This is a genomic window from Paenibacillus sabinae T27 (assembly GCF_000612505.1).
Lineage (GTDB): Bacteria > Bacillota > Bacilli > Paenibacillales > Paenibacillaceae > Paenibacillus_AQ > Paenibacillus_AQ sabinae.
In genome coordinates, this window is the sequence record NZ_CP004078.1 from 467505 (window position 1) to 490114 (window position 22610).

Genomic DNA, 22610 nt, shown 5'->3' on the forward strand with positions numbered 1-22610 from the left:
TACAGCTATCGCGGCGCCTATCCTACAGGGCCGTGAACGCCCTCCCGGCCCTTTCCGGCTCCTCCTGTCTACTGCCGACAAAATGAGGCCGGCGCGTTATCTCCGGGATATGCAGCTTTCGGTTAACCCCGCGTGCGGGAGAGGGCTGGCTGTCCCTCCACATAGTCGGCGTAATCCGCCGCATACTTCTCGAGCTGTTCGTCGGTCACTTCGCGAATTCCGCCCACAACAAAGGGCGAAAGGTAGATCATTCCGGCCAGATTGGCGGTCTGCTGGAACGGCCGCAGCAGCTCGCTGTAAGAATAATTATGAAAGCCTCCGGCTTGGTACATATTCTCCGCGCCGCCCGAAGAGGTGGCAATGAGGAGTTCCTTGCCATTCAGCTTATCGCCGCCTCTGCCGTGCGCGAAGCCGAGCTCCAATACATCATCCATCCATTTCTTCAGCAAGGAAGGCGAGCTGTACCAGAACAACGGGAATTGAAACACGATACGGTCATGAGACGTGAGCAGAGCCTGCTCGCGGGCGACGTCGATCTTTTCATCCGGATAAGTCTCGTACAGCCTGTGAATGGTAACGTTGCCTCTTCGTTCAAGTTCGGCCGCGAGCCTTTTGTTAATCCGGGATGACTCCAAATCCGGATGCGCAACGATCACGAGCGTTGCGACGCTGCCGGACGGGGTGGAAGGGTTGGACATAGGGAACAGCTCCTTTTTTTTGGGTGTTGATAATTCGGGAAATGTCGATGGCTTGGATAAAAATAAAAAGATTCAGTTACAAATCTCGAATTATCGATCTATTTTGTATATAAAAACTGAATTCAACGGGTTGAATCCAGTCCTTATGATTTAAAGGTCGTGCTGAATGTAGAAAGCAATTTCTTGGATTGCCTCTTCATCTCTTCTATAATATGTCCATTTGCCCCGCCGAGTCGCATGTACGAGTCCCGCCCGCTGCAGAACGGATAAATATTGAGATGTTGTCGATTGGGTCATATTCAGTTTCGATGTAATCTGGCTGACGCATACCCCAACCTCGATAAGATCTACGCCTCCCTGGGGTCCAAAATGAGCTTTGGGATCTTTCAACCAATCCAAGATTTGAAGACGCGCTTCATTAGACAGTGCCTTGAATACTTCAATGGGGTTAATTGGCTTCATGTAAACCATTATATCGACGTTTTGCGATATGTCAACGGCTGTAGCTGCTCCAGGAAGAACTTTCAATCCACTTATTGACAATGGAAAAATAAGGGCATATACTGTGTATATAGATATATACAGTAATCACACATAATCACTTGATTAAAGCGAGGTTAACCTTCATGCAAACATTGAAAGATTCCTGGTTTATGATCCGGGGAGATTACCGCGGGGACAAGATGGGGATTCTGCTTAAACTGCTGTTCTCCATCGTCTTTATGGGTTATCTTGGCGGGCTGACGGGCATGGTCATAAATGACTCCATCGGCAATCATGAAAGAATGGCGATCGCCGATTATCTGCTGCTTGCGCTGCCTCCCATGCTCGGATTCACGTACTGCCGGCAGCATGCGGCGAAATACTGGAGCGGAGATACATACACGAAAATGCTGGCTTACCTCTCAAGTCTGCCGATTCCCCCGAACGTCATCTTGTGCAAAAGAAAGCTGCAGTCCCTTGCCTCATTCGGCCTTAACGGAGTATTGTTTTTCGGACTCGTGTACGCGATTTGCAATCATCTCAGGGATGATCTTTCGCTGCTCGGTTACCTCGTTTTTGCATTAACCTGGACCGGTTTCGGGCTTTTGCTGACCGGGCTGTACATTTTTATCGAATTCTCATGCAGCGGTAGAACGTATTTCTGGTTTATTATGCTGATGCTGCTGCTCGCGTTCGGGGCAGCCATGCTGGTGAAGTTTTCCGGCGGCAACCTGCTGCTCTACAGCATTTCCTGCTCGAAGGAATGGGGGCTGCTGTCACCCCTGATGTGGGGCACGCTGCTTGCAGGCACGGTGTCCGTGCAGCTGTTCTCCAAATGGACGATTCACAGATTGAAGAGCCGCGATCTCGCATGATACGGGCGGTTTGCAGGCGGAAGGCGGTGTAAGCGGTGTGGATTCCTATACAAATTGATGAAAAAAGCGCGGAGCCGCTGTACCACCAGATCGAGACGCAGCTCCGGTCGCTGATTATTAGCGGGAATATTGCGGAAGGTACGCTGCTTCCTTCCATCCGGGAATTCGCCGGCGATTTGAAATGCAGCGTGATTACGGTTCGCCGGGTGTATCAGGATCTGGAAGGCGAAGGGCTGCTGCGGACGAAGCAAGGGACGGGGACCTTTGTGTCCCATGTCGGAGATGGAGCTAGGGAGGAGTACAGGCGGGAGACGGTCCGAAAGGCGCTGGAGGCGGCGGTGGATGCCGGGCGCGCGGTGCAGTTCGGGGCGGCGGAACTGAGTGCGCTTTTTCGTGAAATTGTGAAGCTTAAATACGGGGAAGAGGACGTAAAGGGGGAGTAAGCCTGTGGCGCTAATGGCGATTGAACTGCGAAATGTCAGCAAAAAACGAAAGACCAAGACGATAGGTCCGCTCGATCTGGCGCTGCCGGAGGGGCATATAATCGCGCTGGTGGGGCAGAACGGCTCCGGCAAAAGCACGCTGCTGCACATGCTGATGAAGCTTGCGCATCCGGACGAAGGGACGATTCACTGGTTCGGCGGAAGCTTCGAGGGAGGCCTGCCGCTGGAAGTCCGCCGGACAATCGCCTATGTGGCTGAAGTTCCGGCTCGCGACGAGGACCACTGGACTCCGGACGAGGCCGCCTCGTTCCGCAGCTATTGGTACCCGGACTGGGATGAGGCGTATTTCCAGGCGCTGCTGGATCAATTCGATGTGCCGCGGGGAATACGTCTCGGCAAAATGTCCAAAGGCGAGCGCCGTAAATTCGAAATCGCCGCCGTGCTTGCCGCCGGTCCGAAGCTGCTCCTGCTCGATGAGCCTTCATCGGGGCTGGACCCTTTTGCCTGGCGGATCATGATCGAGACGTTCCAGCGCTATATGGATGAGCGGCAGGCCACGATTATCATTTCCACGCATATCGTAGAGGAGGTGCGCCGGCTGGCCGACTACATCGTCCTGCTGCATAAGGGGGAGCTGCTTGGCATGGCCGAAAAAGACGCGCTGCTCGGCGCATGGAGCGAAGTTTGGGTCAGCGCGGCGGATGAAGCGGAACTCGCTGAGCTTGCGGCCGAGCTTCCAGAGGCGCTGGAGCTGAAGATGCAGACCCCGGGCATGGCAACGGTGATTACCTCGCGGATGCAGGATTTGGAGAAACGCTTATCGGATTTGGGCGTAAAGATGATCAAGAACCGCATCCTGGATTTGGAAGAGATTTTGAGTTTGTGGACCATGGGACACCGTCCCGAGCTTGCCGATTCAAAGAGAGGGGATTGACGAATGGAAGCATTGAAGCTGGAAAAGGTAGTCAAGCAGTATGGCGACAAAACGGCGGTGAACGGAATCAGCCTTGGGGTAGAGCGGGGAGAGATTTACGGTCTGCTCGGGGCCAACGGCGCGGGCAAGACGACGACGATGCGTATGGTTCTTGGCCTGATTTACCCCGACGAAGGGAGCATCCGGTATAACGGCAAGCCGTTCAACAGCGAACTTCAGGCCATCATGGGCTATCTGCCCGAAGAGCGGGGGCTGTATCCGAAGGTGAAGGTCAGCGAGCAGATTAACTACCTGGCGCGTCTTCGCGGCATGTCCGCAAGTGAAGCCGACAAGAGCCTGCGGTACTGGCTGGACCGCTTTGACGTGCCGGACTACTACAACAAGAAAATCGAGGAGCTGTCCAAAGGCAATCAGCAAAAGATGGGCTTCATCGCCGCCGTTGTACATAAGCCGCAGATCCTTATTCTGGACGAGGCCTTCAGCGGCCTCGATCCGGTCAACGTCGAACTGCTCAAAGATACGGTCAGAGAGCTCCGCGACCAGGGAACAAGCATCTTGTTCTCCACGCACCGGATGGAGCATGTCGAGGAGCTGTGCCGCCATATCACGATTCTGGACCGCTCCAATACGGTCGTGCAGGGCGACCTTCGCGAGATTAAGCAGGGCTATCCGCGCGAAGAGGTGCTGCTCCGGACGCCGGGCGAGGTGACAGGCCTTGACGCCATACCGGGCGTGACCGCCGTAGAGCGCGAGGAGCGGGGTTATATCGTCCGCATCACCGAAATCGGCGCCGCCCAGCGTATTCTGAAAGCGGCGCTGGAGCAAGGCGAAGTGGAGCATTTTGAAATTAAGGAACCGACGTTAAACCAAATCTTTATCAGAGCGGTGGGTGAGTCTCATGAATAAAATGGGCACGATTATCGGATTCACGTTCAAGAACAAAGTGAGAAACAAGTCCTTTCTGATTACCACGCTGATTATGGTAATCCTGCTGAGCATCGGAATGAATATCCCTTATTTGATCAAAGTGTTCAAAGGCGAGGATGGAAACGGCGCTCAAAGCTCGGGCGTCCACATTGCAGTCATTGCGGAGAACGGCAGCGCCGCCTCGCAGCTGCTTCAGGCTTACGCCAAGCAGCCGGGCGTGGATGCTACGGTCACCCCGTATCCCGCCGCCGATGACGCCGGCTTGAAGCAGGCGCTATCAGACGACAAAGTGGACGGATATCTCACCTACACGGAGCAGAGCGGAGCGGGGCTGGGTTCGGTCGTCTTCCATGCAGTCGACGACAGTGCCAAGGTCAAGAGCTTCCTGCAGTCTGCGCTTCAGCAGGTTAACGCGCAGCTGATCGCGGGCGACCGGCTGACGCCGCAGCAGATCGCAGCCATGAACGCGCCGGTGCCGCTCGGCACCGAGAAGATCAGCGCGGACGGGGAAGCGGCTCAGGATAAATCGCATCCGTTGATCAACTATGTCATTGTTTACGTCCTGCTGATTCTGTTCTTTATGTCGATTATGATGACCGGCAATATGATCGCAGCGGAGGTCACCTCGGAGAAAAGCTCGCGCATCATGGAGATTCTGATTACCAGCGCCGCGCCGCTCGCGCAAATGTTCGGTAAGGTCATCGGCATATTCCTGGTCGGTCTGCTGCAAATCGCTATTATCGCCGCCGCCATCGCCGCCAACCTGATGCTGCCGCATAATTCGGGCGTTCTGCAGGATTTCAATCTCGACCTTGGACAGCTCAGCGTCAGCCTGCTGGTGTACGGTATCGTTCTCTATATTCTCGGCTATTTCATGTTCGCCCTGATGTACGCCGCTGTCGGCTCCATCGTCAGCCGCACCGAGGACCTCGGGCAGGCTGCGATGCCGGTCATGATGATCGGCTTTGTGAACTTCTACGTTCCCCTGTTCAGCATCTCGACCCCGAACACCCTGCTGGTCAAAGTCACCAGCTTTATCCCGTTCACGTCGCCCCTCAGCATGCTGCTTCGGATCGGCGTCGGCGATGTGGCCGCATGGGAAATTATCCTGTCGCTGCTGCTTCTGCTCGTTACCATCTTCGTCCTGGGCTGGCTGGCCGCGAAGATTTACCGCACCGGCGTGCTGATGTACGGCAAGCGCCCGAGCATCAAGGAGCTTCGCAAGGCAATGAAGGCTTATAAGATTTAAGCGGATGACTGATTTACTTCATAATTGAGATTTTTTTCAACATATGCTTGAGACAATTAATTACCCTTGATACGTCACAACACTGATGTATCAAGGGTTTCATATATTTTTCTATAGTACATCTATTACTTATACAGAAAGTTGTTTTGCAGGACTATACATATAGTTTCTTAGTAAAATGGTTACCAAACTCAGTATCAATGATAGGATTCCCACCAATACGACATAGGGCACACCCATTTCTGATATAAATAAACCGCCTACAGCTGCACCCAATGTCGTTCCTACGTTACAGGATGATATAAATAATCCATTGGCAAAATCAGGGGCTTCTGGAGCAGAAGTCGCAATCAAATATTGATTGATATTTGCCATTATTCCTCCAGCCAAGACTCCCCAAATTAAAGTTATAATTGCCATAGGTACGGTAAACTGGCCTGTGAAGAATAAAATGATGTAAACAGCAACCAATAACAAAGGAAAAGATATTACAGATTTGGTGGCACTATGAGTAAGTAACTTTCCTGCGACAATGTTTCCAACGATATTGGCTCCACCGAAGATGAATAACGTTAAACTTATGGTATTCGGAGACATATTCGTTACGGTTTTTAGATATTCGCTAATATAACTATAAATCCCAAATACCGCTGAGTTTAATAAAATGACAGTCACAATGGAAAGCCATAGAATGGGTTCTTTTAAAACGGAAAATTGAGTACTATAAGAAAGTCTTTCTTCAACAGGCATAGAGGGTACAAATAGTAAAGTAGCAATGAATACAAGAGCATTTACAATAGCAAAGAATGCCATCGCCATTTCATACGAAACGGAACTATCAATAAAGCTTGCGATCGGTACGCCGGCTACCATACCCGCAGATACTCCTATAAATACTTTAGATACAGCCTTCGGGGCTTGTTCTATACTTACTGAGGAAGCAGCTACTGTAAATGCCATAGAACAATAAATGGGATGAAAAAAGGCTGGAATGATACGAGCAATTAATAGAATGGTAAAGTTAGATGTAAATAAGGATACAATGTTTCCCAAAACGAAAACTCCTAATACAAGTAACATGACCTTTTTGCGGTTTATTCCTGAAAATAATAACGGCAGGATTGGACCAGATATGGCAATGCCAAGCGCAAAAAGGCTCACCAGCAACCCAGCTTGAGTTACGCTGACATTATAGTGGTCGGCAATGGAAGGTAATATCCCAATAACGCCCATTTCGGTATTTAGAATACCGAACACTCCTATGGTCAATATGAAAATCAGTAAATTATTTTGTTTAGCCAAAACAACAACTCCTATCTTCAATGAAACCCTCCAAATACCTCCCAATACCTGAACTACTTTAAATTCTCGGTAAAGAATGCTTCCAATTTCTCGAATGGAATAAACTCCGTTCTGTCGTACAAATCAACGTGTCCTGCATTTGGAACGATGTACAGCTCTTTGGGTTCTGCCGCCAATTCGTAAGCATCTTCACTAAAGTACCGTGAGTGAGCGTGCTCGCCAATGATGAACAAAATGGGTCTCGGCGAAATCGATTTAATGTACGTAAGCAGAGGGAAATTCATAAATGACATGCTGCTTGTCACGGTAAATTGAGTAATTGAGTTTGGGTGATACCCGCGAGGCGTAGAATAGAACTCGCCAAACTCGCGACCAATAGGGTTTGTATTTTCGTCGAATCCAATAGGCGCTCCTCGATCGGTCAGCGCTGGCGGGTTGCCCTCAAAGTCTGCGTAGCGCTGCTCAGCAATTGCATCGAGTATTCTGTTGCGATCTTCTTCGGTGAACGAGTCCTTAAAGCCGCTCGCTTGCGCACGGGAGATATCATACATGCTGATCGTGGCGACAGCCTTGATGCGTCTGTCTACCTGTGCTGCACTGATCGCAAAACCACCGCTCCCGCACATACCGATTACACCAATTTGATTTCGATCTACAAATGGACGCGTACCTGCATAATCAACGGCTGCGCTGAAGTCTTCTACGAATAGATCAGGCGAAGAAAGGTGCCGTGGCTCTCCTCCGCTGTATCCGTTGTACGATGGGTCAAATGCAAGAGCCACAAAACCACGCTCTGCCATATTTTGAGCATAAATACCCGAACCCTGCTCTTTAACACCACCATAGGGGGCACCCATAATAACGGCTGCGTGTTTCTTGGACTCATCAAAGTCTTTTGGCAAGTAGAGATCTGCTGCAATTTTAATTCCAAACCGGTTGTTATAAGAAACTGATCTTCTTGTTACCTTATCGCTTAACTCAAAAATATAATTTGGCATTTAAGTAACATCCTTTCATGTAAAATAAAACTACGATTGATGTTTTCTCGACATTTGCCTATAATTTATAATATACAAATAAACAAAACAAGGCGTATAAATCGTTGATTTTATCAGTTTTATTGTTTAAACAACAAATCAATAAAAATTGTCGATTATATCGAGAAAGGGTTGATGTTAATAACATGGCGAAAGTGGATAGAAGAATTGTCAGAACTCAAGAGGCCATTAAAAAAGCATTTCTTGAATTGATGTCAGAAAAAAATTTCGATAGCATTACCATTCAGGATATTTCTGATCGGGCAAATATTAACCGTGCAACGGTTTATCTTCATTACTTGGATAAATTCGATCTGTTGGACAAGATCATGGAAGAACATATCAATAACATGAGTAATCTTTGTGAGTTAGAAGCAGAAATGGATTGGATTGAATCGACCGTACACTGCATGGAATATCTTGAAAGTAATTATTTGTTTTTTTCGACGATGTTGGCGAGTGGAGGAGCTCCGTATTTTCGCAGCCGGTTTGTTCAGCATAATATCGAAGAGTTCAAAAAAGACGTGGATATAACAAAGGGCAAAAATTTAGGTCAAAGCGAAGATGTAGTTGTCGAATTTGTTGCAAATGCTTACGTAGGTGTAGTGGAGTGGTGGCTAAAAAATGGCATGCCTTATCCAGCGAAGGAAATGGCAGAAAAAGTGGGGGATCTATTAGAGAGGATTATATAGATCTATCATATAAAAACTGATGGATCAGGGGATTTCTATTTGCGCCCCTCGGGCAAGAAGCTTTACCCCTGTACCCGAGAGGCATGGGCAGCTTTCGATTATTTTTCCCTAAGGATGCCTGGCTCTGATTCCGATAGCTTCGTTATTCAGGAGCCGAAGACTGAAGGGCGGCACAGGCCAGAATGTCCGCCGTCGTGCGAATTCTGCCAATCCGCGGGAAGATCACGGAACGCACATGCTCATGCTCCGCCTCACTGAGGCCGGTCATGGCGTCTATCGCAAAAATCACCTGATACCCGTGGGCGAAGGCTTCTCTCGCTGTAGTATCCACACCAATACCTGAAGCAATGCCGCAAAGGACGATCGTTGTAATGCCGCGCCGGCGCAACTGCTGATCCAGGTCCGTCGCATGGAAGGCACCCCATTGGCGCTTTGTAATCACGTGGTCGGTGTCCGTGACACCGATCTCTGGCACAATTTCATCCCAGCCGGGTGGCAGGTTCATTGCAGGAGGAGCCTGGTCCAGCAAAGGACGCGGCATATCCTTGAAGTCCTTGCTGGATACGCGCACGAGCCCCACGAATGTACCTGCATCTCGGAACGCCTTTACCATGGAGGCGGCACAGCTGACGACTTGCTCAGCTGAATGGGGGGCATAGCGGTTTCCAAGCCACTTCTGCAAATCAATTACGATTAAGGCTGTCTGAGGAAAATGAAATAATAATTCTTCCATGAATCATCACACTCCGTGAACAAAATCGAGTTTGACCCTCGCTATGACCCATTGTATAAAATTATGAACCATTGGTCACTTGACTCTATGTTTATTATTTTGTACCTTTGGTCAAAGGGTGTCAAGAGAGGATTTGTGATGATGAGTGTAACGAAACAGGAGATTATCCGTTCAGCTTTCCAGTTGTTTAAGAAAAAAGGGTTTCTTGCAACTTCGATCCAAGAGATCGCCGAGGACTGCTCCATTGCCAAGGGCTCGGTGTACAAATACTTTCCCTCGAAGGAGGACCTGTTCTGCCAAGTATTCGATGAGTGCCAGACGGCGTATTTTGACCAGGCAGAGCATCTGAAGAAAACAGAGACGGGGACTCCCAAGGAAGGGCTCGTCAAGCAGATTGTGTTCCGCTATCAGTATTTTATCGAATTCAATCGGATTTTGGTTGAGTTCACGGAGCTCCCTATTACGCAGGATGCTGCCTTCCGTCCACTTCGGAATCATGTTCGCGCCCGCATGATGGAGTGGCACAAGGCTTGGCTGCTGGAAGTTTATGGTCCGCAAATTGAGCCGTTTCTATGGGATTTGCTGTTTATATACCGTGCTATTCTTAAGGATTATCTGCTGCGCATCCTTTATGAGGTGAAGCCGCTGTCGATTGAAGATACGGCTTGGTTTATCGTCGATAAGTTGGATGCGCTCGCCGCACATATGACAAGGACAGGCTCGAAGGCACTGCTCGGGCAAAGTTCTTACGACGCTTTCATCCACATGGGCTCGGACGACTGGCGAAGGGAAAGAGAGCAGGCTGCTGAGGAGCTGCTTGGCAGAGTGACGGCTGCACTGGAGGTCTGGCCTAACGGGAGCGCTCGGCGGAAGGATCTACAAGAGGTTGTTCATCTGTTAGGCGCTGAGATTGCCCAGCCGCAGCTAAAGCGGCCGCTCATTCAGGCGCTGTGCGCCTTTTTGGAACAGGAGCAGGAGCTTAAGAGCCTGGTCATCCAGTTAAAGCAGATTGTCCTATCTGAACGGGATTGATCGCTCATTCCCATACAGCCTAATGATTATTATGATTATCTATAAGTTTCTCCCATTCCTCAAAAGACAACTTATCAGTGATTCGTTTTAATTCATCTGGAATTGGAACATAACATATTAATTCTAAACTGTTACCATCTGGGTCATTAAAATAAACTGAAGCGTTACCTTGATTCGGACGAATAAAAGGTTCAATAGATGTTCTTCTGCCGAACGGAACAGCTTCAACTTGAATTGATCCTAACCATCTTAAAGATTGTTTCAAATCTTCATACGATACTTCAAAAGCAATATGTCGTAATGAAGGATGGTACGGAGTTTGATATTCATCTCCTTGCCATAAACCTAACCAACTTTTTCCCTCTTCTATCCAAAAGAAAGCAGTGTCATCATCACGCCAGGCTAAACTCAACCCTAATTTTTTATAAAATTCTATCGAAAAATCCAAATTTTTTACTGGTAAATGTGCCTCATATAATCCTTTTATCATTTCAAACACACCTTTGCATTAATATTAGTGCTTCCGTTCTCTTCCATCAGAGTTTTTAATACGTGCAGGTTATTGTTTACTTCACGTTGTATATTCCCCTTTAGCATCTTAAGCAGAATACCGCTGGCACCGGAAGGCTTCATGATGACATGATTGGCAAGTATGGTTTTATTTTCAAATGTTGTGAGCTCATATTTAGATTCGTAATCAAATCTGCCGCCGGCTGCTTGCAAGTGGAGGAATTGGTCTGTCCGAGCCTCAATGACCGTAATGGTTTCTATTTCTTGCGAGTGGACTAAATCTCTTGTCAATCTGTAGGTATCTTTACGGTCTCCCGTCGGCTCTACGGTCATGACAGCATAATTCCAAGATGAAAAGTTCTCCACATTTCTTAAAAATTCATAAACCCGTGCCACAGTGCAGTCAATGATTACCTCATTGCTAAATGAAAGTTCCATTGTTAACTCCTCCTTTGCTCGTGCCAAGCTCTTCCTCTGAAAATATGTAAATAGAATTAGATGACACATCATTTATGTGTATAGAATAGATGATATATCATCTATTGTCAAGAACAAATCGGCAATCTGACTGCGGCCGCTTCCGGGTATTCTACCGGGGAGCGGTCGTTTCGTTTACCCCTGATTCGTCAGAAATACTGATGGATCAGGGGTTTTCTATTTGCGCCGCCCGCTTGAAGCACCCTGGGAATTTTCCCGTACATCTGATACTTTTCCCGGTTTAATAAGCGCTTTCCTAACTTCCTCCAAACGTATTGTTAGCGTTTTCTCAAGGTGATATCCTCTGTTCATGGCCATAAAGAAAACACTTACAAAAGGAGATTAGAGATATGGGTATCGTACTGGCGCGAATCGATCAACGCTTGATTCATGGAATTGTGGTAACGCAGTGGGCAGGACATACAAGAGCCAAACGGCTGATGGTCGTGGATGATGTTGTAAGTCAGGATGAAGTCCAAAAAACGGCGATGCGCATGAGCAAGCCTGCCGGAACCGGGATGTCGATCATTGATACGGATACGGCCATTACCAACTTCAATGCCGGAAAATATGACGATCATAATGTTTTGCTGGTTGTCCGGGAGCCTGAAACGCTGTTGAAGCTTGCTGCGGGCGGCGTTCAAATTCCGAAAGTTAATGTCGGGATCATCTTTGACGGCGAAGGCAAAACAACGGTTAAGAAGATGGTTTCTGTCAATGAAAAAGAAGTAGCCGATCTCAAAGCATTAAAAGAAAAAGGAATTCCGGTCACCTTTCACTTTGTGCCGGGAGATGCAGAAGAACCACTGGAAACCTATATCAAATAACCAAGCAGGAAGAGGATAAAACATGGAGATTATACAAGCGATACTCATTGTTGCATTAGCTTTCTGGATGGTTCTGGACCAGCAGGGTTTTGTTATCACTACCTGGTTCCCATCCATTATCGGAATGATTGCCGGAGTTATTATGGGCGATGTCCCTACGGCCATGGTCATAGCCGGGACTTTCCAATTAATGGCCCTGGGGGTAGCCAATATAGGCGGGTCCTCGGTACCCAATTACGGTCTTGCGACACTTGTCGGGATTTATGTAGCCCTCCGCACAACCGGTGATATTGAAAATGCGAAAGCCATTGCCTTGGCGGTCGGGGTGCCTGTCGGAATGCTTGGTATTCAATTGGATGTTCTGGGCAAGATCCTCAATTCCTATGTGTCTCATGCGGCTCAAAAAGCGCTGAACGAAGGAAAATTCGCCAAAATGAACCGTATTTTCTGGATTGGGCCCCTTATTTTTGGTTTAACCACAGCGATTCCCACCTTACTTTGTGTAATCTTCGGAGATAAGATCGTGAAGGTGCTGCTGGATGTTGTTCCGAAATGGTTTACAGACGGATTATCCATAGCCGGGTCCATGCTGCCGGTAGTCGGGATTGCCTTGTTGCTTCAGTTTATGCCAGTGAAGAAGTACCTGACGATGCTCTTGATTGGCTTTGTGATTTCCGCGTATCTGGGCTTGCCGATTCTGGGAATTGCCATTTTAGGCTTCGCCTTTGCCTATTATTTCTTCACCCAAAAAATAAATAGTACACCTGCGGCGGCGGCGGCGGGGAACGGCAATACCTCAGTTGAAGGAGACGAATTCGATGAGTAACACAGAACCGGCAACAAATCAGGTAACGAAAAGAGACATTCGGTCAGCAGCCATCCGGTATATGTTCATGGCTTGTAACACCTTTAATTACGAGAACCAGCAGGCTCCGGCGGTAGTGTTTGGACTGAACAAGGTTTTACGCAAAATCTATAAAAAAGATGAGGATTATAAAGCATCTTTAAATAATCATTTCAACTACTTCAATACCACGACCTGGATGGCCAATCTCCTCCTGGGAGCCTCGGTGGCGATGGAGCAGAAGGATGGCATCCAATCGAAGGAAGCGGTTCAAGCTTTTAAAACAGGGATGATGGGACCGCTTGCCGGTGTTGGAGACACGCTTATTTGGGTACTGTACCCGACCATCATGGGGTCAATTGCCGGATATATGGGGTTACAGGGAAATCCGACAGGTGCGATTATTTGGTTGCTGCTCAACATCGTCTTTTTCTTTTTCCGTATTAAATTGTTCGACGTGGGCCACACCTCCGGCTTGAAATTAATCACTGCCCTGGGCGACAGATTAAATGTTTTTACTGAAGCCGCCTCCATCATGGGGTTAACGGTAGTTGGCGCATTAATTCCAGCCGTTGTCAAAATGAATGTTCAGCTTAAATATCAAACGGGAGAAGTCACGCTACCCATTCAAACCGAAATTCTGGACAAGATTATGCCGGCGCTGCTGCCTGCGGTATTAACCATTATCGTCTATAAGTTGATCGGATCGAAGAAGATCGGCCTTACAAGCATCATATTTTTGATTATTGGTTTAGCATTAGTCTGCTCTTACCTTGGAATTCTGGGCGTTTAATTGATAAAGAAAGAGGAAGGAATCGAAGTCTATGCGAAAAATAATCATAGCCAGCCACGATCGAATGGCAGAAGGCGTAAAAGACACTTTGAATTATATCACTAAAGGTATCGGTAATGTTCATGCCCTCTCAGCATACCTGACCAACACACCGGTTAAGGAAGAAGTCAAGGGATTACTGGAGGATGTAGGGGAAGATGATGAAGTAGTGGTATTCACGGACCTGCTCGGGGGATCGGTGAACCAGGCATTTGCAGCGTATTTAAGCCGTCCGCATTTTCATATTATCGCGGGAATCAATCTGCCGGTTATCATTGCGGTACTGGTGCAGCCGGAGGATGAATATTTAACGGCGGATCAAATTCTGTTTGCCGTGAATGAAGCCAGACAGCAGTTAGTATATGTGAATGATTTTGTCGCCAATATGCCAAAAGATGATGAAGATGATGAATAATATGGCGAACGAAAAAGATTGGTGGAAGAAAAGTGTCGTTTATCAGGTTTATCCGCAAAGCTTTAAAGATACGACCGGGAGCGGCATAGGCGATTTAAACGGAATCATTGAAAAGCTCCCGTATTTGGCGGATTTGGGCATCAGCGTGATCTGGCTGAATCCGATTTATCAATCGCCGCTGGTGGATAACGGGTATGACATTGCAGATTACTACAAGATTAATCCCGAATATGGGACAATGGATGATTTTAAACGGCTGTTGGATCAAGCGCATCGCTTGGATATCAAGATTATTATGGACCTGGTGGTTAATCATACAAGCGATCAGCATGAATGGTTCAAGAAGTCTTGTGAATCCCGCGACAATGAATTTTCAGATTTTTACATTTGGAAAGATCCGAAAGAGGATGGAAGCGCGCCGACGAATTGGGGCTCGACTTTTGGCGGTCCGGCCTGGGAGTATGTCGAAAGCCGCGGACAATATTATCTGCATCTGTTTGCTAAAGAACAGCCGGATTTGAACTGGGAGAATCCCAAGGTTCGTGAAACGATTTATGATATGATGAAGTTCTGGTTTGAGACGGGAATTGACGGTTTCCGGATGGATGTCATCAGTTTAATCAGTAAACGTCAGGATTGGCCGGATGCGCCGGATGACGCGATCTATACCAAGTCTTATTATATCGGCGCCTCCAACGGGCCGCGCGTTCACGAATTTCTCCATGAAATGAATCAAGAGGTATTGAGTAAATATAATATTATGACCGTGGGCGAGACAGCCAATACCAATAGTGACCAAGCGGTTTTATACACAGACCCGGATCGCAAAGAATTAAATATGGTCTTCCATTTCGATCACATGCACCTGGACTACGGACCCTACGGAAAGTTCTCGGACATTCGTTTCAAGCTGAGTGATTTACGGGACGTTATGACGGAGTGGCAGGACAAATTGGAAGGCAGGGGGTGGAACTCCCTTTATTGGAGCAATCATGATCAGCCGCGTGCGGTTACCCGCTTTGGGAACGACACAACCTATCGGGTAGAATCTGCAAAAATGCTGGGAACACTCCTTCATATGATGAAAGGCACGCCTTATATTTATCAGGGAGAAGAGCTGGGAATGCGCAATGTCCGCTTTGCTTCTTTTGATCAGTATAAGGATATTGAAACCTATTGTATGAAGGAAGAATTTGAGGAAAAAGGACTTCCGGAAGCGTACATCAAAGAGTCCATCTTCTTGAAGTCACGTGATAATGCGCGCACACCGATGCCATGGAATGGATCGGATAATTATGGATTTACAAGCGGAACACCGTGGATTGATTTCAGCCCGGATAACGACTGGATCAACGTGGAGGATTGCATGGCCGATCCAAACTCGGTGTATTACCATTACAAGGAACTGATCCGTCTACGGAAAGAGCTGCCGGTCGTGGTTGACGGAATCTATGAGCTGATTAATCCGACGGATTCCGCTGTCTACGGGTATACGCGTACTCTGGATCAGCAGAAACTAGTCGTCATCTGCTCCTTCTCCGAGAGCAAAGTCAATTATAAATTGCCTGAGGAGCTGAAGCACTCATCCGGCAGACTGTTATTATCCAATTATCCGGATACCCGGAAAGAGCTGGGCAATCTGGAGCTTCGCCCGTATGAAGCGGTAATTTATTATATTGAAGAATGAAGAACTGACAAAAGGATTAGACTAGTGGAGCATCTCCTCTCACTAGTCTTTTTTTGCAGTATACTATTTTTAAAACTGATGATACTTAGTAATACTACATAACGAGGAGCAGCTATATGGATTTTGACTTGCGTGTAAAGATAAATTATGACGATTTGACCGATTCTGAAAAAGAAATGGTAAGATTCATAACCAATCGGCCCCAAGATGTCATAAGCATGAATATCGTCGAATTGGGCGAGGCATTGCTTAGTTCGAAAAGTTCGGTGCTTCGCTTGGCCAAAAAGCTGGGATATCATGGATTTTCAGAATTGAAGTATGCTCTCAGGTCGGACATGACCCTATCCTCACTAGAGCCAAGTGATCTGACTCAACTATTAAAACAGGATTTAGACCGGATTTTTCGATATGTGGAGCAAACAAATTTCCAGCCTTTCCTGGTGAAGTTGAAAAATGCACGCATGGTCTTTTTATACGCCACCGGTTTTTCACAGAATAATTTCACTAAAGAATTTTCCAAGGATTTAATGATTGCGAATCGACAAAATATATTGATTTCAGGCGAGACTAACTTGGCGATTAACAGCTCTATTATAACGGAAGATGATTTGGTTATATTTACTTCGTTTAGCGGCGAAACAGAAATGATAAAAGATGTTGTCCGGGAGTTAAAAATAAAAAACGTAACAATCGCAGCCATTACGAAATTCGGAAGTAATTTTTTGACCGAGCATGCCGACTATGCATTCTTTTTTGAAGCAACCCCATTGCCAAGTTATCAAAGGCAAGTCGTTTATTCGTTGATTGGGTTAGAAGTGATACTGGATGTCATTGCACGAAAATATCGTGAGTTTATTCTCTTTGATGAGTAATCATCTTGCAGAACATATTTAGGACAGAAGAAGACCCTTGATTCACCGGAATGAGTGACGAATCAAGGGTTTTTAGATTTTATGCCAAACGGCTGCCCACAGGCGCCCGGGGACAACGGGGATCTGGAGCATAGTGCTGATCCAATCCATAAGCTTTAAGGGCTTCCCTGACACATCTTCCGAGACCTTCATGACACTGCTGGAAATCAGAGCAATCCTGGCAAGGCCCGTTGGAAACGGCAGCCTGATCCGGGTAAGCAAGTTCCAGGGCTTTTGGTGAATTCCACACTTCAAGCAAAGTCTGTTTCGTTAAATCGCCGATAATAAAATGTTCATGATTATACAGCTCTTCGCAGATAGTTACCTTACCGTCAGGCAGCACAACAACCCCGCGCCGGTTAGCCGTACAATACGCTCTTTCCCAAAAATTTTTCTTCCTTATCGGTTCCTCTCCGGCATAGGGATTATCATTGGCGCCGCTGAAATTTACTTTGTCCGGAAATTCCTCTTTTATCTTGCTGAATTCTTCCTCGAAAATCTTGATATCCTCCGGCGAACAGAACAGGCTGTCGTCATGGCGATATAAGGAACGTCCGTAGCAAGTAAAGTTGCTCCTCAGCACATAAGGCTTATCCATCAAATACCGCGCCAGGGACACGGCATCCTTGATGTTAACCGGGGTTAGCACTGTGTTGGTGCGGACCTTGATCCCCGCCTCACCCAAGTAATCGAGGGTTTGCAGTATTTTCTCCCCATAGCCGGTAAGACCCATGAGACGGTCAATGATTTCCGGGTTAAGCGCGTCGATACTAACCTGGATGGTGGACAGTCCGGTTGCCGCGAGCCGCTGGGCCATACTTCTGGATAAAGGATACTTCGTGGGGATATTGAGATACAGACCAGCAGACAGAGTGCTCTCAATGAAATCAAAGGCATCCTCCCGGCAAAAAAAATCGCCCCCCGAGAACTCGACGGTTTCTATACCGCACGCACGGGCCTCTTTCAACAGGCGGCGGTACAGATTTAAATCCAATTCCTGTTTTCCTCTAAAACCCTCACGATCCGCATAGCAATACCTGCAATTGGTCACACAACGCATCGTCGGGAGTACCAGCAGGGTATAGGGCATCTTGCACCGGGTATCATCCATGTCAATCATCTCTTCTGGAACAATGAAAGTCTTGGGATCGTATATCCGTGCCTGATCCGGGTTGATACCGGAAGCTTCGATGATCAAGGATTCCATGGTCTGTTCCTCATTTACCCGCACAGCCAGTAGGGCATCCACTTGCCGAGACGCTGCTTCCCTATCCAGATCGAAGATATAGGCCACGGCTTCACAAACGTCAGTCAGGTCCCGTTTCCCGTCAAACAAGGAGAGGATTACAGCCTGCTGCGGGAATAGAAATTTAAACACATCCTGCCGGCTATCCCCCGGATTGGCGGTAAACAGGATTGATCTTCCCCCGTCAGGCCGCAGCTTCACCTCTGGGCTTAGAAGAAGTCCCATAACTATAACCTCCCTATTATTTAGCTACTCCTCCGTTGGAGCATCCTGGAGAACATGATGTGCAGCGCATGGAACATCCTACTGTGCATCTTAATACGTCCTCATCCTCCTCCGTTACAGCCTCAAGGATAAGTTCTCTTAAAAGCTCACGCTTCGAGAGACCTGTTCCGGAAAGAAGAGCCCTGATTTCCTTTAACCCACTCATTAATGTCACCTCATCCTCTATGATTTGAAGTCCTTAAACCAGCGCATCACTTTGCCGAAGGCCCAGTATTGCAGCTGATTTGACAATTGACACACCCGGCTTCACACTGGCTGCACAGTGCCCTATTATCCGTGACAGCATCAATCAACTCTTTTAGAAGCTGATGTTTTGAGAGACCGCATTCGCACAGAAGAGCCTTGATTTCCTGTAATTCACTCATCACTATCACCTCGTCTTTAGCTATATTGTACATTTTTTCACATAAGCTGATTTTTCATACCCTTTTTCTGGAAAAAGAAAACTCGGGTGTTCCGCTTCCCTCTGAAAAAGCATTTGGCATTCTTCCATCAAACCAAGTTAGGAATTAGGGCAATCGCTCTAACATCAAGGGACAGGTCAGGTTTGGTTATGATTTTAGTTCAGCATCATTGCAAAACAGCCGAAAGTGCAGCTTTTTTCGATCAAAAACGTTTTTTCTCAAAGAAAACCTACAATTATACAGGAATTTGAGGCTGTGCTGATTGAATTTGAGGCGGAGCGGAGAAAAACCTGTATTTCCGTAGGCATGTTATACATAGCTAATCTCAGGCGATCAAAAGATGCAGAATCTCAGGTTTTCTGATCTCCGGTTTCATAAGTTTTCTGATCTTCGGTTTCATAAGTTTTTTGACTTCCTCCGGCCTCTAAATAGCCCTTGGCAAATGCGCATATTTTTCTCTGCTGAACAAATCGTTCATTGGATTCCAGAAAAAAAGATGGGTCAACCCACCTAAGCGGGCTAACCCATCTTTCATCAGAGCAAAATTACAAAGTAGATACATCAATAACGAACCGGTAACGCACATCGCTGCGGAGGACACGCTGATACGCTTCGTCTACCTGGTCCGCGTGGATTACCTCAATTTTAGGGGCAATGCCGTGCTCCGCAGAGAAATCGAGCATCTCTTGCGTTTCCTGGATTCCGCCAACGAGTGAACCGGCGATGCTGCGGCGGCCCATGATCAGGGAAAATACCTGGTACTTATCCGGTTCGGCCGGAGCACCGACATTGACAAGCGTTCCATCGATGCGAAGCAGCGATAAATACGCATCAACGTCAAGATTTGCAGATACCGTATTTAAGATGAGGTCGAATTGATTGGCCAATGTTTTGAATGTAGCGGGATCGCTGGTTGCAAAATAATGATCGGCGCCAAAGCTCAGGGCTTCCTCTTTTTTACCGATAGAACGGCTCAGGACGGTGACTTCAGCACCCATCGCATGTGCATATTGAATGGCGAGGTGGCCAAGACCCCCCATACCCACAATAGCAACCTTCTTGCCCGGACCGGCGTTCCAGTGCTTCAAAGGAGAGTATGTCGTGATGCCTGCACACAGCAGCGGGCTTGCCACATTCAGCTCCAGACTGTCCGGAATACGGACAACGAATCGTTCCGTGACCACTATTTGTTGGCTGTATCCGCCGTATGTCGGATTGCCGTCATAGTCGAGGGAGTTATAGGTGGCGACAAAGCCTTTCGTACAATATTGCTCCTCGCCCTTAAGGCAGTATTCGCATTCTCCGCAGGAGTCAACAAAGCAGCCAACACCCACGCGATCGCCAACCGCAAATTTGATAACTTCTGTTCCTACGGCCGACACAACACCGGCGATTTCGTGACCGGGAACCATGGGGAAAATTCCGCCGCCCCATTCGTCGAAGGCGCTGTGGATGTCGGAGTGGCAAATCCCGCTAAACTGAATATCGATCAGGATGTCATGCGGGCGTAAGGCTCTCCGCTCAATCGTGGTTTTTTCGAATGGCGCTTTGGCGCTGGAGACACTTAATACTCGAGTTTGGCACATGTTTGTTCTCTACTCCTTTTCGCTTGAAGATATAAAACATTGATGCTTTAATGCACATCTGTCTAGTATTATAAACGTATTCATACGAGACGCAATTGTTAAATCCGCTGTATTTGTTTATTAATGAACAGATCATACATTTCTTTCTAATAAAGCCCCCAGTTGTCTGGCCAAAACATCCTGCGGGAACGGTTTTTCATTCATGAACCACCATTCAACCACCCCTACGTAAGCCGACGCAACGAACCTGACGATAAGCTCTTCATTTAATCCGTGATTTTTTCCTCCGGTCACGTCCACTTCTTTCCGGAATTCTTCAATTAGAAAGTTTAGAAACCGATTGCGGAAATAAGGAGCTCCCTTACTCGCCAGCATCAGCGAAAAGAAGGAATAATGACTTTCGAAGTATTCGCAGAAGATCAGCGTCGCCTCGATAAAATCCAATTGGCATGCCGATTCGCGCTCGTCAATATGTTCTTCAATGAGCTTATCCAGCAGATCAAATTTATCCATGTAATGAAGATAGATGGTTCCGCGGCTAACATTTGCTCTGTCGGATAGATCCTGTATCGTAATGTCATCAAAATTCTTTTCGGACATCAATTCAATTACAGCTTTTTTTAACGCTTCTTGCGTTTTGAGTATTCTTCGATCCACTTTGGACATTGGAGGGTCACCATGCTTTCTTAAAAAATAATTTACAGCTATAGAGCATCTGTTCAGTAATGAACAAATTGCGCTCAATTAACAATTGAAGTTGTTCTATATCCTCTTATAATTATAGACGGATGTATATTAATGTATCAATAATCAATATTTCCTGACAACGAATGAAAGAGGGAATCTTACATGTCCAATGAAAAAGAGCTTACAGGCGCACAAAAAGCGATTGGAGATTTCGCCCCGAAACTCGTGGAGCTTACCGACGATATTCTGTTTGGCGATGTATGGGAGCGCAAGGAGCTGGCTCCGCGCGACCGCAGCTTGATTACCGTAGCCAGCCTGATTGCCGGCGGGAACACGGAACAACTGGGATTTCATTTGAACAAAGCGAAAGAGAACGGGCTGTCGGAAGAAGAGCTTAAAGAAGTCATTATCCATCTTGCTTTTTACGCGGGATGGCCAAAAGCGATGTCTGCCATTATGGTAGCCAAAGAAGTGTTCTCAAAAGGGAAGTAGGGAGGTTCAATCATGAAATACCGCACAGTGGGAAAAACAGGGATTCAAGTCTCGAATTTATGCTTCGGTACGATGTCTTTTGGCGGCAACGCGGATGAAGAAACGTCCAAAGCCATGTTCAAGCGCTGCCGTGAAGCCGGGATTAACTTTTTTGATACAGCAAATGTTTATAGCGGGGGTCGTTCTGAAGAAATCTTGGGTGAGTGTATTGCGGATTGCCGGGATGAGATTGTACTGAGCACCAAAGTGTTCTATCCCATGGGAAAAGATATCAATGCCGGGGGGCTCTCCCGCCGTCATATCCTGCTCGAAGTTGAAAATAGTCTGCGGCGCTTGAAGACGGACCGCATCGATTTTTACTTTGTGCATATGTTCGATGAGAAGACCCCGATGGAAGAAACGCTCCGTGCGTTTAACGACCTTCAGGCTCAAGGCAAAATTCTCTATCTGGCAGTAAGCAACTGGGCCGCTTGGCAGATTGCCAAGGCACTGGGGATTTCCGCAAAAGAGCAGCTTGCCCGTTTTGAATTGATCCAGCCGATGTATAACCTGGTTAAACGTCAGGCCGAGGTTGAAATTTTGCCGCTCGCCGCTTCGGAACAAATTGGAGTCATTTCCTACAGCCCGCTCGGAGCCGGGCTTCTTACGGGCAAATATGGAGTGAACAAACGGCCGGAGCAGGGGCGGCTGGTTGAAGAGAAGAGATATACGGACCGCTATGCGGATGAAATGAATTTTGCCGTAGCTGACCGGTTTAATGCCTATGCTGCGGAGCGTGGCGTGAAGCCCTCGACGCTAGCCGTCGCCTGGACGATGTCGCATCCTGAGATAACGGCGCCGATTATCGGGGCAAGAAACCTGAAGCAGCTTGAGGATTCGCTCGCCGCGGCCGATGTGGACATGACTCCGGAATGGCGCGATGAAATCTCTTCGCTTTCGGTTACTCCTGCACCCGCGACGGACCGCGGTGAAACGCTGCTGCCGATATGGACATAACTCCAA

25 protein-coding genes are annotated in these 22610 nt (G+C 47.5%); 15 read left to right on the forward strand and 10 right to left on the reverse strand.

Features of this window, described 5'->3' with window-relative positions; translation table 11 throughout:
* Positions 1-122: 122 nt before the first annotated feature.
* Positions 123-698, reverse strand: a complete 576-nt coding sequence (locus tag PSAB_RS02185; RefSeq protein WP_025332953.1) for an NAD(P)H-dependent oxidoreductase — start codon at positions 696-698, stop codon at positions 123-125.
* Between the two features lie 150 nt (positions 699-848).
* Positions 849-1151: an ArsR/SmtB family transcription factor gene (locus tag PSAB_RS02190; protein ID WP_025332954.1), complete on the reverse strand. Its 303-nt coding sequence runs from the start codon at positions 1149-1151 to the stop codon at positions 849-851.
* 173 nt (positions 1152-1324) lie between these two features.
* Between PSAB_RS02190 and PSAB_RS02195 the strand changes: the two genes are divergently transcribed.
* From PSAB_RS02195 to PSAB_RS02215, 5 genes are read left to right on the forward strand one after another with little or no spacing between them, the layout of a single operon-like run.
* Entirely contained in the window at positions 1325-2056 is a 732-nt protein-coding gene (locus PSAB_RS02195; protein WP_025332955.1) for a hypothetical protein, read from the forward strand.
* A gap of 35 nt (positions 2057-2091) precedes the next feature.
* A complete protein-coding gene (locus PSAB_RS02200; RefSeq protein WP_025332956.1) occupies positions 2092-2499 on the forward strand; it encodes a GntR family transcriptional regulator in 408 nt (135 codons plus the stop codon).
* A gap of 13 nt (positions 2500-2512) precedes the next feature.
* Positions 2513-3433, forward strand: a complete 921-nt coding sequence (locus PSAB_RS02205) for an ATP-binding cassette domain-containing protein (RefSeq protein ID WP_038596394.1) — start codon at positions 2513-2515, stop codon at positions 3431-3433.
* Positions 3434-3436: 3 nt separating this feature from the next.
* A complete protein-coding gene (locus PSAB_RS02210; RefSeq protein ID WP_025332958.1) occupies positions 3437-4339 on the forward strand; it encodes an ABC transporter ATP-binding protein in 903 nt (300 codons plus the stop codon).
* Positions 4332-5609 (forward strand): ABC transporter permease, encoded by a 1278-nt coding sequence (locus PSAB_RS02215; RefSeq protein WP_025332959.1) that lies wholly within the window; start codon positions 4332-4334, stop codon positions 5607-5609. The genes PSAB_RS02210 and PSAB_RS02215 overlap by 8 nt, the downstream gene beginning before the upstream one ends.
* Before the next feature lie 129 nt (positions 5610-5738).
* Here the strand turns inward: PSAB_RS02215 and PSAB_RS02220 are convergent, their stop codons facing one another.
* Positions 5739-6911 carry an MFS transporter gene (locus PSAB_RS02220; protein ID WP_025332960.1) on the reverse strand — a complete coding sequence of 391 codons (1173 nt, stop codon included), beginning with the start codon at positions 6909-6911 and terminating at the stop codon, positions 5739-5741.
* A 53-nt stretch (positions 6912-6964) separates the two neighbouring features.
* A complete protein-coding gene (locus PSAB_RS02225) occupies positions 6965-7909 on the reverse strand; it encodes an alpha/beta hydrolase (RefSeq protein ID WP_025332961.1) in 945 nt (314 codons plus the stop codon).
* Between the two features lie 185 nt (positions 7910-8094).
* Between PSAB_RS02225 and PSAB_RS02230 the strand changes: the two genes are divergently transcribed.
* Positions 8095-8640: a TetR/AcrR family transcriptional regulator C-terminal domain-containing protein gene (locus PSAB_RS02230; RefSeq protein WP_025332962.1), complete on the forward strand. Its 546-nt coding sequence runs from the start codon at positions 8095-8097 to the stop codon at positions 8638-8640.
* Between the two features lie 142 nt (positions 8641-8782).
* On the opposite strand, the gene PSAB_RS02235 is transcribed toward PSAB_RS02230, so the two are convergent.
* Positions 8783-9373: an isochorismatase family protein gene (locus PSAB_RS02235; RefSeq protein ID WP_025332963.1), complete on the reverse strand. Its 591-nt coding sequence runs from the start codon at positions 9371-9373 to the stop codon at positions 8783-8785.
* A 138-nt stretch (positions 9374-9511) separates the two neighbouring features.
* Here PSAB_RS02235 and PSAB_RS02240 point away from each other — a divergent pair, with 138 nt between their 5' ends.
* Positions 9512-10405 (forward strand): TetR/AcrR family transcriptional regulator, encoded by an 894-nt coding sequence (locus PSAB_RS02240; RefSeq protein ID WP_025332964.1) that lies wholly within the window; start codon positions 9512-9514, stop codon positions 10403-10405.
* A gap of 19 nt (positions 10406-10424) precedes the next feature.
* Here PSAB_RS02240 and PSAB_RS24890 read toward each other — a convergent pair whose 3' ends face one another.
* Both PSAB_RS24890 and PSAB_RS02245 read right to left on the reverse strand, forming a co-directional pair.
* A complete protein-coding gene (locus PSAB_RS24890) occupies positions 10425-10895 on the reverse strand; it encodes a VOC family protein (RefSeq protein ID WP_084266407.1) in 471 nt (156 codons plus the stop codon).
* Positions 10892-11353 carry an SRPBCC family protein gene (locus PSAB_RS02245; RefSeq protein ID WP_025332965.1) on the reverse strand — a complete coding sequence of 154 codons (462 nt, stop codon included), beginning with the start codon at positions 11351-11353 and terminating at the stop codon, positions 10892-10894. The genes PSAB_RS24890 and PSAB_RS02245 overlap by 4 nt, the downstream gene beginning before the upstream one ends.
* 389 nt (positions 11354-11742) lie before the next feature.
* Here PSAB_RS02245 and PSAB_RS02250 point away from each other — a divergent pair, with 389 nt between their 5' ends.
* The 6 genes from PSAB_RS02250 (at position 11743) to PSAB_RS02275 (ending at position 16869) form a co-directional block, all read left to right on the forward strand.
* Positions 11743-12219, forward strand: a complete 477-nt coding sequence (locus PSAB_RS02250) for a PTS sugar transporter subunit IIB (RefSeq protein ID WP_025332966.1) — start codon at positions 11743-11745, stop codon at positions 12217-12219.
* Positions 12220-12241: 22 nt separating this feature from the next.
* Entirely contained in the window at positions 12242-13045 is an 804-nt protein-coding gene (locus tag PSAB_RS02255; protein ID WP_025332967.1) for a PTS mannose/fructose/sorbose/N-acetylgalactosamine transporter subunit IIC, read from the forward strand.
* Entirely contained in the window at positions 13038-13856 is an 819-nt protein-coding gene (locus tag PSAB_RS02260; protein WP_025332968.1) for a PTS system mannose/fructose/sorbose family transporter subunit IID, read from the forward strand. The genes PSAB_RS02255 and PSAB_RS02260 overlap by 8 nt, the downstream gene beginning before the upstream one ends.
* A 31-nt stretch (positions 13857-13887) precedes the next feature.
* Positions 13888-14310 carry a PTS sugar transporter subunit IIA gene (locus tag PSAB_RS02265; protein WP_025332969.1) on the forward strand — a complete coding sequence of 141 codons (423 nt, stop codon included), beginning with the start codon at positions 13888-13890 and terminating at the stop codon, positions 14308-14310.
* Position 14311: 1 nt separating this feature from the next.
* The gene (locus PSAB_RS02270; protein WP_038595491.1) at positions 14312-15997 is read left to right on the forward strand and encodes an alpha-glucosidase; all 1686 of its coding nucleotides are present in this window, start codon (positions 14312-14314) and stop codon (positions 15995-15997) included.
* Positions 15998-16113: 116 nt separating this feature from the next.
* Positions 16114-16869, forward strand: coding sequence for a MurR/RpiR family transcriptional regulator (locus tag PSAB_RS02275; protein ID WP_025332971.1), 756 nt, complete (start codon positions 16114-16116; stop codon positions 16867-16869).
* Between the two features lie 79 nt (positions 16870-16948).
* Here the strand turns inward: PSAB_RS02275 and PSAB_RS02280 are convergent, their stop codons facing one another.
* From PSAB_RS02280 to PSAB_RS02290, 3 genes are all read right to left on the reverse strand, one after another.
* Positions 16949-18379, reverse strand: a complete 1431-nt coding sequence (locus PSAB_RS02280; RefSeq protein ID WP_025332972.1) for a radical SAM/SPASM domain-containing protein — start codon at positions 18377-18379, stop codon at positions 16949-16951.
* A 1009-nt stretch (positions 18380-19388) separates the two neighbouring features.
* Entirely contained in the window at positions 19389-20429 is a 1041-nt protein-coding gene (locus tag PSAB_RS02285) for an NAD(P)-dependent alcohol dehydrogenase (RefSeq protein WP_025332973.1), read from the reverse strand.
* Positions 20430-20561: 132 nt separating this feature from the next.
* The gene (locus tag PSAB_RS02290) at positions 20562-21095 is read right to left on the reverse strand and encodes a TetR/AcrR family transcriptional regulator (protein WP_025332974.1); all 534 of its coding nucleotides are present in this window, start codon (positions 21093-21095) and stop codon (positions 20562-20564) included.
* 183 nt (positions 21096-21278) lie between these two features.
* Between PSAB_RS02290 and PSAB_RS02295 the strand changes: the two genes are divergently transcribed.
* Together PSAB_RS02295 and PSAB_RS02300 are read left to right on the forward strand one after the other, a co-directional pair.
* Entirely contained in the window at positions 21279-21608 is a 330-nt protein-coding gene (locus PSAB_RS02295) for a carboxymuconolactone decarboxylase family protein (protein WP_025332975.1), read from the forward strand.
* Between the two features lie 12 nt (positions 21609-21620).
* Positions 21621-22604: an aldo/keto reductase gene (locus PSAB_RS02300; RefSeq protein ID WP_025332976.1), complete on the forward strand. Its 984-nt coding sequence runs from the start codon at positions 21621-21623 to the stop codon at positions 22602-22604.
* Positions 22605-22610: the final 6 nt, after the last annotated feature.

Bases quoted from the DNA above. Each gene is read 5' to 3' on its own strand.
- PSAB_RS02185 (WP_025332953.1), bottom strand. From the start codon at position 698: ATGTCCAACCCTTCCACCCCGTCCGGCAGCGTCGCAACGCTCGTGATC.
- PSAB_RS02195 (WP_025332955.1), top strand. From the start codon at position 1,325: ATGCAAACATTGAAAGATTCCTGGTTTATGATCCGGGGAGATTACCGC.
- PSAB_RS02205 (WP_038596394.1), top strand. From the start codon at position 2,513: ATGGCGATTGAACTGCGAAATGTCAGCAAAAAACGAAAGACCAAGACG.
- PSAB_RS02210 (WP_025332958.1), top strand. From the start codon at position 3,437: ATGGAAGCATTGAAGCTGGAAAAGGTAGTCAAGCAGTATGGCGACAAA.
- PSAB_RS02215 (WP_025332959.1), top strand. From the start codon at position 4,332: ATGAATAAAATGGGCACGATTATCGGATTCACGTTCAAGAACAAAGTG.
- PSAB_RS02225 (WP_025332961.1), bottom strand. From the start codon at position 7,909: ATGCCAAATTATATTTTTGAGTTAAGCGATAAGGTAACAAGAAGATCA.
- PSAB_RS02230 (WP_025332962.1), top strand. From the start codon at position 8,095: ATGGCGAAAGTGGATAGAAGAATTGTCAGAACTCAAGAGGCCATTAAA.
- PSAB_RS02235 (WP_025332963.1), bottom strand. From the start codon at position 9,373: ATGGAAGAATTATTATTTCATTTTCCTCAGACAGCCTTAATCGTAATT.
- PSAB_RS02240 (WP_025332964.1), top strand. From the start codon at position 9,512: ATGATGAGTGTAACGAAACAGGAGATTATCCGTTCAGCTTTCCAGTTG.
- PSAB_RS24890 (WP_084266407.1), bottom strand. From the start codon at position 10,895: ATGATAAAAGGATTATATGAGGCACATTTACCAGTAAAAAATTTGGAT.
- PSAB_RS02245 (WP_025332965.1), bottom strand. From the start codon at position 11,353: ATGGAACTTTCATTTAGCAATGAGGTAATCATTGACTGCACTGTGGCA.
- PSAB_RS02250 (WP_025332966.1), top strand. From the start codon at position 11,743: ATGGGTATCGTACTGGCGCGAATCGATCAACGCTTGATTCATGGAATT.
- PSAB_RS02255 (WP_025332967.1), top strand. From the start codon at position 12,242: ATGGAGATTATACAAGCGATACTCATTGTTGCATTAGCTTTCTGGATG.
- PSAB_RS02260 (WP_025332968.1), top strand. From the start codon at position 13,038: ATGAGTAACACAGAACCGGCAACAAATCAGGTAACGAAAAGAGACATT.
- PSAB_RS02265 (WP_025332969.1), top strand. From the start codon at position 13,888: ATGCGAAAAATAATCATAGCCAGCCACGATCGAATGGCAGAAGGCGTA.
- PSAB_RS02270 (WP_038595491.1), top strand. From the start codon at position 14,312: ATGGCGAACGAAAAAGATTGGTGGAAGAAAAGTGTCGTTTATCAGGTT.
- PSAB_RS02275 (WP_025332971.1), top strand. From the start codon at position 16,114: ATGGATTTTGACTTGCGTGTAAAGATAAATTATGACGATTTGACCGAT.
- PSAB_RS02280 (WP_025332972.1), bottom strand. From the start codon at position 18,379: ATGGGACTTCTTCTAAGCCCAGAGGTGAAGCTGCGGCCTGACGGGGGA.
- PSAB_RS02285 (WP_025332973.1), bottom strand. From the start codon at position 20,429: ATGTGCCAAACTCGAGTATTAAGTGTCTCCAGCGCCAAAGCGCCATTC.
- PSAB_RS02290 (WP_025332974.1), bottom strand. From the start codon at position 21,095: ATGTCCAAAGTGGATCGAAGAATACTCAAAACGCAAGAAGCGTTAAAA.
- PSAB_RS02295 (WP_025332975.1), top strand. From the start codon at position 21,279: ATGTCCAATGAAAAAGAGCTTACAGGCGCACAAAAAGCGATTGGAGAT.
- PSAB_RS02300 (WP_025332976.1), top strand. From the start codon at position 21,621: ATGAAATACCGCACAGTGGGAAAAACAGGGATTCAAGTCTCGAATTTA.